This window comes from Paraburkholderia dipogonis, assembly GCF_046027395.1.
Lineage (GTDB): Bacteria > Pseudomonadota > Gammaproteobacteria > Burkholderiales > Burkholderiaceae > Paraburkholderia > Paraburkholderia dipogonis_A.
The window spans coordinates 19,979-35,813 of the sequence record NZ_JAQQEG010000063.1; the positions used below are offsets into that span (position 1 = coordinate 19,979).

Below are 15,835 nucleotides of genomic sequence, written 5' to 3' on the forward strand. Positions count from 1 at the left end.
GGCTGTGTACCAAAGATTTGGCGATTTTTGGGTCAACAAGGCGGAACTCCGCGCCCGTAAATCTGCGCTTTGAATTACACAGAAAGACTTTACCGATATGACTTCAGAGGTCGGCCGCCGACCCTCGCTTACTTCCCTATACAGAACCTGCTAAAAATCACTCCGAGCAGGTCATCCGAACTGAATTCTCCAGTGATCGAATTCAACTGATCCTGCGCGAGCCGCAGTTCCTCAGCGAACAAATCAAGCGCCTGTGAGTTCTGATCGGCATGCGCCGCCGCGGTCGCCAGATGCTCTTCCGCGGCGCGCAGTGCAATCAGATGCCGCTCGCGCGCCAGGTACACGCTTTCCGCGCCCGCTTGCCAGCCGGCAATCCGCAGCAACTCATCGCGCAACAGCGCAACGCCGTCGCCCTGTTTCGCCGACAGCCGCACTTCGCTGAGATCGAGATCCGCATCGAGCGCTTGCGTCGCCGGCGCGAGGCCGGTCAGGTCCGTCTTGTTCAACACGCGCACCACCGGCACACCGCCCGGAAAGCGTCCGGCGATCGCCTCGTCTTCGGCCGTCATGCCGGCGCGCGCATCGAGCAGATGCAGCACCACATCCGCGCGCTCGATTTCGCTCCACGTGCGCGCAATGCCGATCTTTTCGACTTCGTCGTCGGTATCGCGCAGGCCGGCTGTGTCGATCACGTGCAGCGGAATGCCTTCGATCTGAATCGTCTGCGCGACCTTGTCGCGCGTCGTGCCGGCGATCGGCGTGACGATGGCCAACTCGGCGCCGGCCAGCGCATTCAGCAGCGACGATTTGCCGACGTTCGGCTGCCCGGCCAGCACCACCGAGAGCCCTTCGCGCAACAACGCGCCTTGCCGCGCTTCGCTCAGCACGTGCGCCAGACGCTCGCGAATGCGCGCGAGCTTGCCGCGGGCGTCGGCGGCTTCGAGGAAGTCGATCTCTTCCTCGGGGAAGTCGAGCGTCGCTTCGACCAGCATGCGCAGCGTGATTACGTCTTCGACCAGCGCGTGAATGTCCCGCGAAAACGCGCCGTCGAGCGAGCGGCCCGCCGAGCGCGCGGCAGCCTCGGTGCTGGCCTCGATCAGATCGGCGACGGCTTCGGCTTGCGCCAGATCCAGCTTGTCGTTGAGAAAGGCGCGGCGCGTGAATTCGCCCGGTTCGGCCAGGCGCAGGCCGAACGCGCGGCCGGCATCGATGCAACGCTGCAGGACGAGTTGCAGCACCACCGGACCGCCGTGGCCTTGCAGTTCGAGTACGTGCTCGCCGGTATAGGAATGCGGTGCCGGAAAGTACATCGCGATGCCGCGATCGAGCGCGTTGCCGCTGGCGTCGAGAAATGGGACGTAGCTGGCGTGGCGCGGCGCGAGCGTCTGCCCGGTGAGCGCCTGCATCAGCGGCTGGGCGGCTGCCTCTCCCGCGCGGCCGAACGAAATCCGCACGACACCGATCCCCCCACGGCCTGGCGCGGTGGCAATGGCGACGATCGGATCGGAATCGGTGGTGAGCATAGAAAGCGTGGCAAAAACGGAGAGGAGGGCAGGGCGGCGTCGGTCAGCGCGGCGCGAGGCATTGTAACGCGGGCGCTTGTGAAGGCTGATCGGCGGCACGACGGCGGCGCCGCATTGACCGCCCGTAGCTAATTTTCAGATTTATCTCACAAAAGCTAAATTGTGCTGCGTTTCCTTAAGAATAACCACGACTGCCCAAGGTCGTTGGACGGCTATTAGCCTGTAAAAAAAGGAAAAAAACGCGTAATCCCGAAAATTGCGGCATGCCACGTCTGACGCTGGTCCAAGCTAAAAGCTATCTAAAATAAGTTAATTATTAGCCTAATTGGTTGAGAAGTAACGGCTCGGGTGATTGCACAATCCGACGCATGACGACCAAACAAATGAAAGCCGCGTTTGCCGAACGATTGAAGCGCTCGATGAAACTGCGCGATATTCCCAACGGGGCTGAACTCTGTAGAAGATTCAATCTCCTCCACACTGGCGAACAGGTCGCGGATCAGGCCATATACAAGTGGCTAGGCGGAAAGACGATGCCACGTCCAGACAACATGCGCACGTTAGCCAAATTGCTAGACGTGGATGAGCATTTGCTAGCTTACGGACCGTCGCCGAGTCTGAAGACAAAGCCGCTCGCGCGCGGCGAGAATTATCCGCTTTCTGCCGAGACAATCGAGTGGGTTCCGAAAACGGGCGCGCTGATATTGACAATAAACCTGGAGGACCGCGCTGGGTTCCAGGAGGTGACCGTCCGCGTTGCCAGTCAAAATGCTGAAGAAGGTTAGCGAAGGTGCGCCGTGCAAGCCAAATGTCGCCAATGCTTTCGGCGATCAGAGACTTAGCGTCCACCGGACTCGGTACTGCCGGCTCGTGTCTACTTAACATTGGGACGCCTGCGCCCCTCGATCGAAGTCAACGTTGCACGGGAAGACGCGATCGTGGAGACAGGTGAATACCGCGTCGCCGTCTGATGGGATGCATGCCGGTCATTTCTATAGGCGATTCGGATTTATCTCAAGCAAGCTAGGATTGCTACCGCACGTCTTGCGAAAAAATAGGGCACTGTAGGAACCTCAGACTACGAGTAGGCCCACCACACAAGGAAAACACCAAAAAATGACAAATTCGGCAGGCGCTTTGTTCGGCGGGGCCTGCAAGCTAAATTTATCTCAAATACGCTAAAACTAAACTTGCCCGGTTGTCAACTGGTTGGATGTTGAATTGCACAATCCGGCTCATGCCGACCAACAAAGAAAAAGCCGCCTTCGCCAAACGGCTGAAGGACCTGCTGGAGCCGCTCAAGATTCGCGGCGGGACCAAGCTCGCCGAGCAATTCAACCTTCGCTATCGAGGGGAGCGAGAGGTCACGCCGCAAACCGCTCATAAGTGGTTATCTGGTACGACGATTCCCAAGCCCGATAAATTGCGTACGTTAGCCGAATGGTTGAACGTCAAGGAGCATTGGCTGCACTACGGACCGTCGCCGGGCGTGAACGCGAGGCCGCTGGCGCGTGGCGAGAAATATCCGCCGTCGGCCGAAACGATCGAGCTCGCTTCCAAGATCGAATCGCTCACGCCGAAAGACCGCTTTCTGGTCGAAGAGATGATCGTGCGCTTTTACGGCGAAGACGCGGAAGAGGAGTAACGGCGGCATCGCGTGGCGCGTTTTGCCGCGAGCATGAAAAAAAGCCGCCCGGTGCGAACCGGGCGGCTTTTCTATTGCTGCTATCAGAGCTTCAGGAGAGAGCGGGCGTTGCCGCCCACCTCAGGCAAAACATCATCAAGCCGCCTTGGCCTTCGCCTGACCCATCATGCGCGTGATGTAGTACTGCTGGGCGATCGACAGCACGTTGTTCACGACGTAGTACAGCACCAGACCGGCCGGGAAGAAGAAGAACATGACCGAGAACGCGATCGGCATGAACATCATCATCTTGGCTTGAACCGGATCCGGCGGCGTCGGGTTCAGCTTGGTCTGCAGGAACATCGAGACGGCCATCAGCACCGGCAGAATGAAGAACGGATCCTGTTGCGACAGATCGTGAATCCACAGAATCCACGGCGCGCCGCGCATTTCCACCGACGACAGCAGCACCCAGTACAGTGAGATGAACACCGGAATCTGAATCACGACCGGCAGACAGCCGCCGAACGGATTGACCTTCTCGGTCTTGTACAGCTCCATCAGCGCCGAGTTCATCTTCTGCGGATCGCCCTTGAAGCGTTCGCGCAACGCTTGCATGCGCGGCGTGATCGCCTTCATGCGCGCCATCGACTTGTAGCTCGCGGCCGACAGCGGGAAGAACACGGCCTTGATCAGCAGCGTGAGCAGCACGATCGACCAGCCCCAGTTGCCGACATAGCTGTGGATCTTCTCGAGCAGCCAGAACAGCGGCTTCGCGATGATCGTCACCCAGCCGTAATCCTTCACCAGTTCCAGACCCGGCGCGATGCCTTCGAGCATGCGCTCTTCTTCCGGACCGGCGAACAGGCGTGCGGAGACGTCGACAGTTTGACCCGGGGCGATGGTCGGCACCGGCTGCTTCACGCCGACGCGATACAACGCCGGATCGATCTTCTCGACGTAAATGTCGCGCTTCACGCCCTGCTGCGGAATCCAGGCCGACGCAAAGTAATGCTGGACCATCGCGATCCAGCCGTTGTCGGCCGAGGTCGCGTAATCCTGCTTGTTCTTGTCGACGTCGCCGAACGTCATCTTCTGGAAGTGATGCTGGTCGGTGTAGACAGCAGGCCCGATGAACGTATGCGAGAAGCGCGGCGTTTCCACCGGCTGATCGTCACGCACCAGTTCCATATAGACCGACGGGCTCACCGGCGTGGTGCCGACGTTCTGGATCTTCGTGTCGACGCCGATCACATAACTGCCACGCGTGAACGTGTAGGTCTTGATGACCTTCACACCACCCTTCACCGGCGACTCGAAGCTGAGCTGGAACGACTTTTCGTCGCCCGTCAGGTCGTGTTGCTGATTCGGCAGCGGCGTGTAGATGTCATTGTGATTCGGGAAATCGCCGCCGAGCAGGCCCGTGCGCGCCAGATACGTGTGGTTCGCGGTGCGGTCGAACAGCGTGATGACGAGATCCGGCTGCTTGCCGTCGCCCTGCTTGACGAGCGACAGCTTCGACAGCGTGCCGCCGCGAGTGTCGATCTCGCCGCTATAGACGTCGGTATTGAACTTGACCAGTTGCGATTGCGTGGCCGCCGGCGCGTTGCCCGGTGCGGCTGCGTTCGTGGCCGGCAGATCGGCGGGCTGGGTTCCCGGCGTCGTGGTTCCCGGTGCGGCGCTACCGACGGTCTTGGTCGGCGTGGCGCTCGGGAAGAACATCGACGGGCGTCCGTGGTCGCGTTGCCAGTTGTCGAACAGCATGACCGCTGACATGAAAAAGATGACCCATAGGACGGTGCGTTTGATATCCATGCGTTGTCTCAGTGTCGATGGAACGGCGCGTCAGCGCTTTTCAGAAGTGGGAGGCGGGACGAGATCGATGCCGCCCGCGGAAAACGGGTGGCAGCGGCAAATACGCCTGGCGGCGAGATAAGTCCCGCGCGCGGCGCCATGATACTGGATTGCTTCGCGCGCGTAATCAGAGCAGGAAGGGTAAAAACGGCACCGGTTGCCGAGCATTGGGCTGACGGCAACCTTGTAGAAACGCAGTAAAGCGATGAGTACCGTTTGCATGGCTGGTGCGGCCGGACGGCGCCGCGCAACGTGGAGTACCGGGCGACGCCCGCGCAGCCCGGCTGCCGGAGCGGCCTGAACTGTAAAGCGGGCGGTCACTTGAGCGTCATTCCGTCTTGGGCGCTTCCGCGGGCGGCGCCTGGCGACGGGTCACTTCGCGCGCTGCCTTGTCGAGCAACGCCTCGATTTCGCTGCGGCACAGCGCCCTCAACGGCGGCGACGAGGCGCTCGGCAAAGCCTTCTTGTCGAAGCGCGTGTGCAAACGCAGCAGCACATCCCAACCGCCGAATTCCGCGCGACGCAGCCGGAAGGCTTCACGCGCGATTCGACGTACCAGATTACGCGTGGCCGCGCGCGGCGCATACTTTTTGCCGATCACGAGGCCTAAGCGAGCTTCGTTGCCGGTGGGCCGGCCGTACACCACGAAGTGCGGGGTGCGGCGCCACGGGCGCAAACGAAAAACGGATGAAAATTCATCCGTTTTCAGCAGCCTTGCGGCTTTGGGGAAGGCGGCTTGCGCTCGCAACGGAACCGAGCCCAGTTGCTGCGCCTCAGCCGTTCCCGCCTTACCGCTGGCCTCGCTTGGCACACACAGTGCGCGCAATCCGCTCGCCTGCCTTAGATGGCGAGGCGCTTGCGGCCCTTCGCGCGACGTGCGTTGATGACCTTGCGGCCACCTGCGGTCTTCATGCGAACGCGGAAGCCGTGGGTGCGCTTGCGACGGGTAACGGAAGGTTGGTAAGTACGTTTCATGTTGCTCTCACTTGATCGACTGATCGAAAATTAACCGCACGATCATCGCTGAAGCGGCAATGGCCGGGCGTTTACAGAATTGGTTTTCGCGGAACCCGCTATTTAAACCGGTTTTTCGTTGACCGTCAATAGTTTAGCCTGGTTCGGCCGCGTCCCGCGAGCAGTTCGCCTGGTGATCCGTCCCTGTGGATAACTCCCTTGCGGGTCCGTTTTGGCGTTAGAATCTCGCCTTACTTCCCAAAAATCCTGCACGCCGCTCCGGCTCGCTTGCCCCGCAAACCCTTGTGGCACAAGCGCCTGGAGCCGTTACGCCTGGCTGCTCAGGGCCTTGTTGCGCGCGCGCGACAGGGGCAGCGGCGACCGCCGTGCACACCATAACGACAGCAACTCGATGAACGATTTCTGGCAACACTGTTCCGCATTGCTGGAGCGTGAGCTTACGCCCCAGCAGTACGTGACGTGGATCAAACCGTTGGCCCCGGTCGCCTTCGACGCCGCTGCGAACACGCTTAGCATCGCTGCGCCGAACCGTTTCAAGCTCGACTGGGTCAAGAGCCAGTTCTCCGGCCGCATCGCGGATATGGCCCGCGATTTCTGGCACGCCCCGATCGATGTCCAATTCGTGCTCGACCCGAAAGCCGGCATGCGCGCCCCCGCGGCAGCCGCGCCGGCGCCGGTGCGTCCGGCTTCCGCGCCTAATTCGATGGGCGGTAGCGCCGGCAATGGCGCCGCGGTGGACGCAGCCGTCGGCGCCGTGCAAGCGGCGCAGGCCGCGCGTGCGAACGGCGCCAACAGTGCGATGGCCAACCTCAACGCGAATGCCCGAGCGGCAGCTGAACACAACGCGAACGCACGCGCCGCGGCAGAAGATTCCGGTGACCTCGATCTACCTAGCCTCGACGCGAACGAAGCCGCGGCGGCCCGCCGCACGTGGCGTCCGGGCCAAAGCGCCGGCTCGAACGGCAACGGCGAAAACGACTCGATGTACGAGCGTTCCAAGCTGAACCCGGTTTTGACCTTCGACAACTTCGTGACCGGCAAGGCCAACCAATTGGCGCGCGCCGCGGCGATTCAGGTCGCGGACAACCCCGGCATCTCATACAACCCGCTGTTTCTGTATGGCGGCGTGGGCCTCGGCAAGACTCACTTGATCCACGCGATCGGCAACCAGCTTCTGATGGACAAAGCCGGGGCGCGGATCCGCTACATCCACGCGGAACAGTATGTGTCCGACGTGGTGAAGGCGTACCAGCGCAAGGCGTTCGACGATTTCAAGCGCTACTACCACTCGCTCGACCTGCTGCTGATCGACGATATTCAGTTCTTCTCAGGCAAATCGCGCACGCAAGAGGAATTCTTCTACGCGTTCGAGGCGCTGGTCGCCAACAAGGCGCAGGTGATCATCACCAGCGACACGTACCCGAAGGAAATTTCGGGTATCGACGACCGTCTGATCTCGCGCTTCGACTCCGGCCTGACCGTGGCGATCGAGCCGCCCGAGCTGGAAATGCGCGTCGCGATTCTGATGCGCAAGGCGCAATCCGAGTTCGTGAGCCTGAATGAGGACGTCGCGTTCTTCGTCGCGAAACACTTGCGCTCGAACGTGCGTGAACTCGAAGGCGCGCTGCGCAAGATCCTCGCGTATTCGAAATTTCACGGCCGCGAAATCACGATCGAAGTCACCAAGGAAGCGTTGAAAGACCTGCTGACCGTACAAAACCGGCAGATTTCGGTGGAAAACATCCAGAAGACCACGGCTGACTTCTACAGCATCAAGGTCGCGGATATGTATTCGAAGAAGCGTCCCGCGAACATCGCGCGGCCGCGGCAGATCGCCATGTATCTGGCGAAAGAGCTGACCCAGAAGAGCTTGCCGGAAATCGGCGAGTTGTTCGGCGGACGCGACCACACCACCGTGCTGCACGCCGTGCGCAAAATTGCCGATGAGCGCAGCAAGGACGCGCAACTGAACCACGAACTGCACGTGCTGGAGCAGACGCTGAAGGGCTGAGCGGTCTGTCTGGAAAAAACGACCTGTTTATTTCCAAACTCGCCCCCATTTTAGTGAGGCGGTTCCGTTTTCAGGCACAATACAGGTTTAACCGCCCGGCGGCCGCGGGCGGATTTCACGCCGTGACAGGCGCTGCGTGGCGCCGGCGGGGAGTCGTGGCTGCGCGCGGGAATGCTTGCCTGGCAAGGCGCGCAGGCCGTTATATCAACGAAGGAACTCTATGCAACTGGTCAAGACCGAACGCGATAACCTCCTCAGGCCGCTGCAAACTGTGAGCGGCATCGTCGAACGCCGCCATACGTTGCCGATCCTCGCCAATTTGCTGATTACCAAGAACGGCCCAGACGTGTCGTTCCTGTCCACCGACCTCGAGTTGCAGATCACCACGCGTGCCGATTTCGGCGTGGGCGGCGATTCGGTGGCGACCACGGTGGCGGCAAGAAAGCTCCTCGACATTCTGCGCGCCATGCCCGACGGGCAGGTCACGCTCACGCTGAACGACAAGCGTCTGACCGTGCAATCCGGCAAGAGCCGCTTTGCGCTGCAAACGCTCGCCGCGGACGAATTCCCGACGGTCGCGCAAGCTAAAGACTACGGCGCGAACCTCGTGGTTCCGCAAAAGACGTTCCGCCAGTTGCTCGGCATGGTCCATTTTTCGATGGCCCAGCAGGACATCCGCTACTACCTGAACGGCATGCTGCTGGTGGTGGACGGCGACCAGCTGATGGCGGTCGCAACGGACGGCCACCGTCTGGCGTTCTCGTCCATGAAGATCGAAGGCTCGTTCCAGCGCCAGGAAGTGATCATTCCGCGCAAGACGATTCTGGAACTGCAGCGTCTCTTGGAAGACATCGACGACACGCTGAAGATCGACATCGCGCAGACGCAGGTCAAGTTCACGTTCGGCCAGGTCGAACTGGTCTCGAAGCTGGTGGAAGGCAAATTCCCCGACTTCCAGCGCGTGATTCCGAAGTCGCACAAGAATCAGTTCGTGATCGGCCGTGAAGAACTGCAGCGCTCGCTGCAACGCGCCGCGATTCTGACCTCGGACAAATTCAAGGGCGTGCGCTGCATCATCGAGCCGGGCCAGTTGAAGATCATGTCGACCAACGCCGATCAGGAAGAGGCGCAGGAAGAACTGGAAATCGCATACGACGGCGACAGCGTCGATATCGGGTTCAACGTCACGTATCTGCTCGACGTGCTCGCGAACCTGAAGGTCGACACGTTGCAAGTGAGCCTGGGCGACGCCAGCTCCAGCGCGTTGATCACGATTCCCGAGAACGACGAATTCAAGTACGTCGTCATGCCGATGCGCATCTAACGCGTCCAACACCAAAGAACACACCAAGGGGCGCAGCGCCCCTTTGGCGTTTTTATGGTGATTTGAAAAGTCCCGAGCAGCAACCTTGCAGCAACGCAGAACCGGAAAAAATCCATGACTGAAACGAACAATTCGCAACCCGACAACAGCTACGGCGCATCCTCGATTCAGATCCTCGAAGGTCTGGAGGCGGTGCGCAAGCGGCCCGGGATGTACATCGGGGATACATCGGACGGGACCGGTCTGCATCACCTCGTATTCGAAGTGCTGGACAACTCCATCGACGAAGCGTTGGCGGGGCATTGCAACGACATCCAGGTGATCATTCACGCGGACAACTCCATTTCCATCACCGACAACGGCCGCGGCGTGCCGACCGGTCTGAAGATGGACGACAAGCACGATCCGAAGCGCAGCGCCGCTGAAATCGTGATGACCGAGTTGCACGCCGGCGGCAAGTTTGACCAGAACAGCTACAAGGTGTCCGGCGGCCTGCACGGCGTGGGCGTGTCGTGCGTGAACGCATTGTCCGCGTGGCTGCGTTTGACCATTCGCCGCGACGGCAAGAAGCACTTCATGGAATTCCACCGTGGCGTGCCGCAGAACCGCATTATCGAAGAGATCGACGGCGTGGCTGTTTCGCCGATTCAGGTCACCGGCGACACCGAGAACCGCGGCACCGAAGTGCACTTCCTCGCCGACGAGACGATTTTCGGCAACATCGAATATCACTACGACATTCTGGCCAAGCGGATTCGCGAACTGTCGTTCCTGAATAACGGCGTGCGAATCAAGCTGACCGACCAGCGCACTGGCAAGGAAGAAGATTTCGCGTTCGTGGGCGGCGTGAAGGGCTTTGTCGAGTACATCAACAAAAACAAGTCCGTGCTGCACCCGAACATTTTCCACATCAGCGGCGAGAAAGACGGCGTGGGCGTGGAAGTGGCGATGCAGTGGAACGACAGCTACAACGAAAACGTGCTGTGCTTCACGAACAACATTCCGCAGCGTGATGGCGGGACGCACTTGACCGGGTTGCGTGCGGCGATGACGCGCGTGTTGAACAAGTACATCAACGATCACGAAGTCGCCAAGAAGGCGAAGGTTGAGACTTCTGGCGACGATATGCGTGAGGGGTTGTCGTGCGTGTTGTCGGTGAAGGTGCCGGAGCCGAAGTTCAGCGCGCAGACGAAGGACAAGCTGGTGTCGTCGGAAGTGCGCGCGCCGGTGGAGGATGTGGTCGCGAAGGCGCTCGAAGAGTTTCTGCTTGAGACGCCGAATGACGCGAAGATTATTTGCGGGAAGATTGTCGATGCGGCGCGGGCGCGGGATGCGGCTCGGAAGGCGCGGGAGATGACGCGTCGGAAGGGGGTGCTCGACGGCGTGGGTCTGCCTGGGAAGCTGGCGGATTGCCAGGAGAAGGATCCGGCGAAGTCCGAGATTTATATCGTCGAGGGTGACTCGGCAGGTGGGTCGGCGAAGCAGGGACGGGATCGGAAGTTTCAGGCGATTTTGCCGCTGCGCGGCAAGGTGCTGAATGTGGAGAAGGCGCGGTATGACAAGCTGCTTTCTTCGGAGCAGATTGTTACGCTGATTACCGCGCTGGGCTGCGGCTTTGGTAAGGAAGACTACAACGTCGATAAGCTCCGCTACCACCGGATCATTATCATGACCGACGCGGACGTTGATGGTGCGCACATTCGGACATTGCTGCTGACGTTCTTTTACCGGCAAATGCCGGAAATGATTGAGCGCGGCTTTATCTATATCGCGCAACCGCCTCTTTACAAGATCAAAGCGGGCAAAGATGAGCGCTATTTGAAGGATGCGACTGAGCTGAACGCCCATATGCTGAAGTTGGCGCTCAATGGGTCTGAGCTCGTGCCGGCTGAAAACGCTACGCCGATAACGGGCGATGCCTTGGGTGGGTTGGCAAGGTCGTATCTCTTGTCGCAGGCGGTCATTGATCGGCTGAGCCGACTGTACGATGCTGGCGCACTTGAAGCGGTAATGGATGGAATTGTTATCGATCTGTCGAGCGAAGAAGCGGCCGAAGCATCTGCGAAGGCGCTGGAGTCGAAGTTGCGTGATGACCCGTTGAAGCCGGAAGTTCGTGTGACGACTAGGTACGACGAAGTGCGTGAACTCCGATCGCTGCACATCTCGCGCACGCACCATGGCAATCAGAAGGTGTCGGTGTTTGACCAAGAATTTCAACTCAGCGCCGACTATCGACAGCTCATCAACACAGCAGATACATTCAAAGGCTTGATCGGACCGGGAGCGGTCATCAAGCGTGGCGAGCGGAGCATGGCTGTTACTGACTTCAAGAGCGCTATGAAGTGGCTGATCGCGGATGCTGAACGGAATATTTCGAAGCAGCGATACAAAGGCTTGGGCGAAATGAATCCTGAGCAGCTTTGGGAAACGACGATGGATCCAGCGGTTCGGCGGCTGTTGCGCGTTCAGATTGAGGATGCGATTGCGGCGGACGGGATCTTCACTACGTTGATGGGCGATGAAGTAGAGCCGCGTAGAGCTTTCATTGAATCCAACGCCTTGCGGGCAGGAAATATTGACGTTTAACGCCATATGTAGCTGAACGCATAACCTGAGAATCTGGAGCCCATAAGTTGAGAAACTTATGGGTTTTTTTCTCGATAGTTCGAATTAACGGGTAACTCATCAAGTCGACGCACTTGTGCGGTGGGGTATGAGCAAGAGTAGTGGCAGCAAAGGTGGGCAATCTGGCGAGCGACCAGACCGGAGGCAGCGGTTCGAAGGCGGGGCGGTTAGCCCCGGCAGAGGCCCTACGCCCAACGGGTTTGTCGGCGGAAACTGGCCGAGCACTACTGGCGCGAAATCTGCCGGCAACTGCGGGAACACGACGCCGTCTGCCGGCAAAAAAGTGACAACCATGGGGAAGACCTCGATGCGAAAGCGGACTCGCCCCTGAAAGAGCGAAGACAGCGGCCGACACCGTTCGCTCGCGCGATACCAGTTAGCGCGTTCTAATTGACGCAACTTCCAAACAGCACATTGCGCAATTACGGACGAGGCGTTGCCTCGCCCGTCTGCCATCACACGACGACCCGATGAGCTTCCAACCTTATTACGCGGCGCGCCGCTTTCCGCTGCCCATCAACGCGTCGAGCTCGTCAAACCAGCTCCTCGTGTGAATCAATCGTGCACGATGGAAACCGGCCGCAAGGATTTCTGCCTTCGTGAGCTGGGAGACCGTTACCCACGAAGACTCGGCGAGAACATAAGTCGCGTTGTTCACGTGCTTGTTCTCAAGCAGACAAAACCCATATTTGGGGAAGCCGAACACGACGTAGCCGTCGAAGCCTCCGCGTCCGACGGCGACAAACTCGGGCTCGTACCTTCCAATGGCAGCGAACCGTTCGGCGATGACCGGCCGGTTGCCTGGTGCCGCGCTTTCTACTATCCGCGATACAGCAGCCTTCGCGCTAGCCCAAGGATTCTGACCTGCCGGCAACAGGTCCCAATTCAGGCGCCTGATAGGGGATGCAATCCACGTTTCGAGCTTTGACGTCAGGATTTCGAACCCACCCAGCTGCTCACGGAACACGTTTGCTGTGTTGGTCGCCACCACATCGAGTTCAGGCTGAACCTTGAACGGGCCAGACACGAAAAACGTCGCGCCGTCGCTGCGCGTTCGCACCTGCATCTCAATGGAGTACGGAGGGATGCGCGTTCGCGGATAGCGCAGGTAGGGTACATCCTTGACACCAGTTCTCTCGACTTTTTCGCGTCCGTGGTGTTCGGTCCATGACCAACTAATCTGCCTGTACTTAGTCTCCTTCGGCTGGTCGCGATGAACGACGTCAAATCCCTCAGCATTGCGGCGGCTTGCAGCGCCGCGCTTTGCCGATGGCAAGATGCTTTGACCGTTCTGGATGGGGATTTCGAAGCCGAGGCGCTGAAGCATCTCGACAGATGTGGCGTTGACCGGCAGCCCGACGAAATATTCGTCGCCCACGCGAAGATGGGTTAGGTGGCCGTTGATGTTGCGGGTTTTGCGATTTACTATCATCTGGATGTCCTTAATCAGAAAAAGGCCCCGACGTAGGAAATCGAGCCCCTAATCAATAGGACTCTCCAGACTGAATCCAAGGACGCGACAAATAAACTTATTTTCGGCGTCCGCAAGGGGCTGCAGAAGAGTCTTAAAAAGGAGTGTCCAGGGCATGTCCGACACAGCAGAATCTGAGAGCAGACTGAGTAAAAGCGAAGTCGAGAACGAATTACTGAACATGAGCCCCGCCGACTGGGCTCGGGCACAACGGCTCGCGGACTTCCTATCAAGGAGCCTCACCGACGTCACGGGCGATGACCTGCTTCAAGAAACAATGACGAAGTTGCTGAGCCAAGACCGCGTCTGGAAGCGTGGGCTCGAGCCAATACTGGTTTTATTCGTCGCGATGCGGGGAATATCGAGCAACGACCTTAAGAAGGAAATGAATGGGCCGGTGGACGCATTCAAGGTGGTTTCTACGACCGACGAAGAACCGGAAGATGCCAGTCGGGAGCATTTCGAGATGGGTGTATCACACGATACGCCTGAGGTCGCGCTAATAAAACGTCAACTGTTGGAGCAGATTGAAGCGGACGTCAGCCAGGACGAAGACGCGCATCTGCTCCTGCTCATGTGGATGGATGGAATTCGCGGCGCGGAGGCTGCCACGGAACTGGGAATGGATGCAAAACGTCACGACGCCGCGAGGAAGCGCCTTGCACGTCGCCTGGCACCTTACGAAATGGCGAGGATGCAGCAATGAACTCGACAAAGAAGACCGAACCTCACGATTTGCTCGCCGATGCTTTGGCGCGCGAGTTATTGGCGATGTCGGACGAAGACGTACTTGATGGCGCCGATGCCGGCGCCACGAAAGCTCACGGCCTCCGTCTCCTGCAAGCCGCAAAAGCAGAATCCGGGCGCCGACGGCTCACCGCCGCGCGCCGGGGGGTCGCAAACCACCGCTCCACGACTGGTCCGTCAAACGCGGGGGTTTCTGTGGAGGTAGCAAAGGCCTACATCCTGCAAGCAATGAATGACGGCCGGTACACCTTGGCGGCACGCGAACTTGACGAAATGACCGACGAGGACTTGCTGGGGCTTTACTCGCGCATAAGGCGATTAGATTTGCCAGGCGGTTCGGGCGGGAGTACCGATAAATGAGTCCGGGTGAGCAGGCCGAAAAGCTGGTTGCGGATTTCGGGATAACTTCGCCGGAAGACTTAGACGTCGAGGCGTTTGCATTCGATGCGCGGCTCGAGGTTGAATACCAGGAACTGCAGGGGTGTGAAGCGACGCTCGTGGGCTTTGAAAATCGCGCGATAGCTACTGTCCGTCCTTCGACCATCCTCGGTCGGCAGCGATTTTCGATTGCACATGAACTCGGCCACTGGATGATGCACCGTGGACGCTCGTTTCGCTGCCGCGTTGATGACCCCGGCGACAACTTGGCATCCAACAAAGATTTTGAGAAGCATGCCGACGAATACGCGTCGCACCTGCTCATGCCTCGGCCGATTTTCCAGCCTATGGTGAGGGCCATCGGGAAACCGGGATTCCGGCAAATCAACGATTTGGCCGAAACCTTCCAGAGCAGTCGGACGGCTACTTGCATCCGGCTCGCACAGATTGACACCCTGCCAGTCGTCGTTGCCTGCTACGGGGAAAACGGATTGCGGTGGCATGTCCGTGCTCCTGATGTGCCCAAACGATGGTTTCTACGGGGTGCGTTGGATGATGACAGTTTTGCGTACGAACTCGCCAGCTCTTCTGGTGCCGAGATGAAGCAGGGCAAGCAGCCAGGCGAAGTCTGGTTCGAAAACTCCGATGCTGGCGACTTCGAGGTGATGGAGCATTGTACGCGGGGACGGCAAGGCGAGGTGTTGGTGCTCATCTACCTTGTTGATGCGGAGATGATGGAGGCCGGTTATGACCCGGACGTAGGCACACGCAGATATAGCGAGCGCGGCTCGTATATCAGTCGTCGGTAAGCGGCCGATTGCTACAGGGCTGGTGTCGGCTTCGCGGTCTCGCGCCGTGCTCGGCTCTCTGATACACCGAATGCTCTATTGCTTATAGATGACGAGCGCGGCGTGTCCAGCCGCCCTTTGTTCCCTCAAGTAAGCGCATTGCCTGCCGTTAGCGTAGGCGGGGCAATCACAAAGAGAGAACAATGGCGCAGGACTACGGCGCCGACATCGGCCGCGCGCTTGGCTGGGACTTGGCGTACCTACGGATGGGTAGGGTGACTCTTCGTATCGAATCGGCGGACGTTGCATTTGATACTCGAGTCCGGACTCATCGGTCGAGAAGGTCGACGCAGTCTGCTGCGCGTCCCGGCGTGATTAACGCGACCCCGATTCGGGCTCGGGCGGCCAGTTCGCGAGATTGAAGCCCTTGAACATAAAACCCGTGAGCGACCCGGTCGATTCCCGCGCCCGCGCGCGGCGCGGCCGCGCGCAATGCGGCGCGAAGCGCCACCCGG

At 59.4% G+C, this 15,835-nt stretch carries 14 protein-coding genes; 8 read left to right on the forward strand and 6 right to left on the reverse strand.

Features of this window, described 5'->3' with window-relative positions:
* Positions 1-128: 128 nt before the first annotated feature.
* Complete coding sequence (mnmE, locus tag PQR32_RS39000; protein WP_408240265.1) at positions 129-1,523, reverse strand: tRNA uridine-5-carboxymethylaminomethyl(34) synthesis GTPase MnmE; 1,395 nt, start codon at positions 1,521-1,523, stop codon at positions 129-131.
* Between the two features lie 368 nt (positions 1,524-1,891).
* On the opposite strand from mnmE, the gene PQR32_RS39005 reads away from it, so the two are divergent.
* Together PQR32_RS39005 and PQR32_RS39010 are read left to right on the forward strand one after the other, a co-directional pair.
* Positions 1,892-2,308 (forward strand): transcriptional regulator, encoded by a 417-nt coding sequence (locus PQR32_RS39005; protein WP_408240268.1) that lies wholly within the window; start codon positions 1,892-1,894, stop codon positions 2,306-2,308.
* A 452-nt stretch (positions 2,309-2,760) separates the two neighbouring features.
* Complete coding sequence (locus tag PQR32_RS39010) at positions 2,761-3,168, forward strand: transcriptional regulator (RefSeq protein WP_012434886.1); 408 nt, start codon at positions 2,761-2,763, stop codon at positions 3,166-3,168.
* A gap of 135 nt (positions 3,169-3,303) precedes the next feature.
* On the opposite strand, the gene yidC is transcribed toward PQR32_RS39010, so the two are convergent.
* The 4 genes from yidC to rpmH all read right to left on the reverse strand — a co-directional run bounded on the left by yidC (position 3,304) and on the right by rpmH (position 5,976).
* The gene (yidC, locus tag PQR32_RS39015) at positions 3,304-4,962 is read right to left on the reverse strand and encodes a membrane protein insertase YidC (protein ID WP_408240271.1); all 1,659 of its coding nucleotides are present in this window, start codon (positions 4,960-4,962) and stop codon (positions 3,304-3,306) included.
* Positions 4,963-4,992: 30 nt separating this feature from the next.
* Positions 4,993-5,223, reverse strand: a complete 231-nt coding sequence (gene yidD, locus PQR32_RS39020; RefSeq protein WP_007180115.1) for a membrane protein insertion efficiency factor YidD — start codon at positions 5,221-5,223, stop codon at positions 4,993-4,995.
* Between the two features lie 106 nt (positions 5,224-5,329).
* Positions 5,330-5,827 carry a ribonuclease P protein component gene (gene rnpA, locus PQR32_RS39025; protein WP_408240274.1) on the reverse strand — a complete coding sequence of 166 codons (498 nt, stop codon included), beginning with the start codon at positions 5,825-5,827 and terminating at the stop codon, positions 5,330-5,332.
* A gap of 14 nt (positions 5,828-5,841) precedes the next feature.
* Positions 5,842-5,976: a 50S ribosomal protein L34 gene (gene rpmH / locus PQR32_RS39030; protein ID WP_004198824.1), complete on the reverse strand. Its 135-nt coding sequence runs from the start codon at positions 5,974-5,976 to the stop codon at positions 5,842-5,844.
* 391 nt (positions 5,977-6,367) lie between these two features.
* Here rpmH and dnaA point away from each other — a divergent pair, with 391 nt between their 5' ends.
* The 3 genes from dnaA (at position 6,368) to gyrB (ending at position 11,897) form a co-directional block, all read left to right on the forward strand.
* A complete protein-coding gene (gene dnaA, locus PQR32_RS39035) occupies positions 6,368-7,987 on the forward strand; it encodes a chromosomal replication initiator protein DnaA (protein ID WP_408240277.1) in 1,620 nt (539 codons plus the stop codon).
* A gap of 220 nt (positions 7,988-8,207) precedes the next feature.
* Entirely contained in the window at positions 8,208-9,311 is a 1,104-nt protein-coding gene (gene dnaN, locus PQR32_RS39040) for a DNA polymerase III subunit beta (protein ID WP_007180118.1), read from the forward strand.
* Between the two features lie 114 nt (positions 9,312-9,425).
* The gene (gene gyrB, locus PQR32_RS39045) at positions 9,426-11,897 is read left to right on the forward strand and encodes a DNA topoisomerase (ATP-hydrolyzing) subunit B (RefSeq protein ID WP_408240280.1); all 2,472 of its coding nucleotides are present in this window, start codon (positions 9,426-9,428) and stop codon (positions 11,895-11,897) included.
* Between the two features lie 526 nt (positions 11,898-12,423).
* Here gyrB and PQR32_RS39050 read toward each other — a convergent pair.
* Positions 12,424-13,368, reverse strand: a complete 945-nt coding sequence (locus PQR32_RS39050; protein WP_408240283.1) for a hypothetical protein — start codon at positions 13,366-13,368, stop codon at positions 12,424-12,426.
* Between the two features lie 154 nt (positions 13,369-13,522).
* On the opposite strand from PQR32_RS39050, the gene PQR32_RS39055 reads away from it, so the two are divergent.
* From PQR32_RS39055 to PQR32_RS39065, 3 genes are read left to right on the forward strand one after another with little or no spacing between them, the layout of a single operon-like run.
* On the forward strand, positions 13,523-14,113 hold the full coding sequence (locus tag PQR32_RS39055) for an RNA polymerase sigma factor (protein ID WP_408240285.1): 591 nt from the start codon (positions 13,523-13,525) through the stop codon (positions 14,111-14,113).
* Positions 14,110-14,514, forward strand: a complete 405-nt coding sequence (locus PQR32_RS39060) for a hypothetical protein (RefSeq protein WP_408240288.1) — start codon at positions 14,110-14,112, stop codon at positions 14,512-14,514. Before PQR32_RS39055 ends, PQR32_RS39060 begins: the two co-directional genes overlap by 4 nt.
* Entirely contained in the window at positions 14,511-15,341 is an 831-nt protein-coding gene (locus PQR32_RS39065) for an ImmA/IrrE family metallo-endopeptidase (RefSeq protein ID WP_408240291.1), read from the forward strand. Before PQR32_RS39060 ends, PQR32_RS39065 begins: the two co-directional genes overlap by 4 nt.
* Positions 15,342-15,835 lie beyond the last annotated feature (494 nt).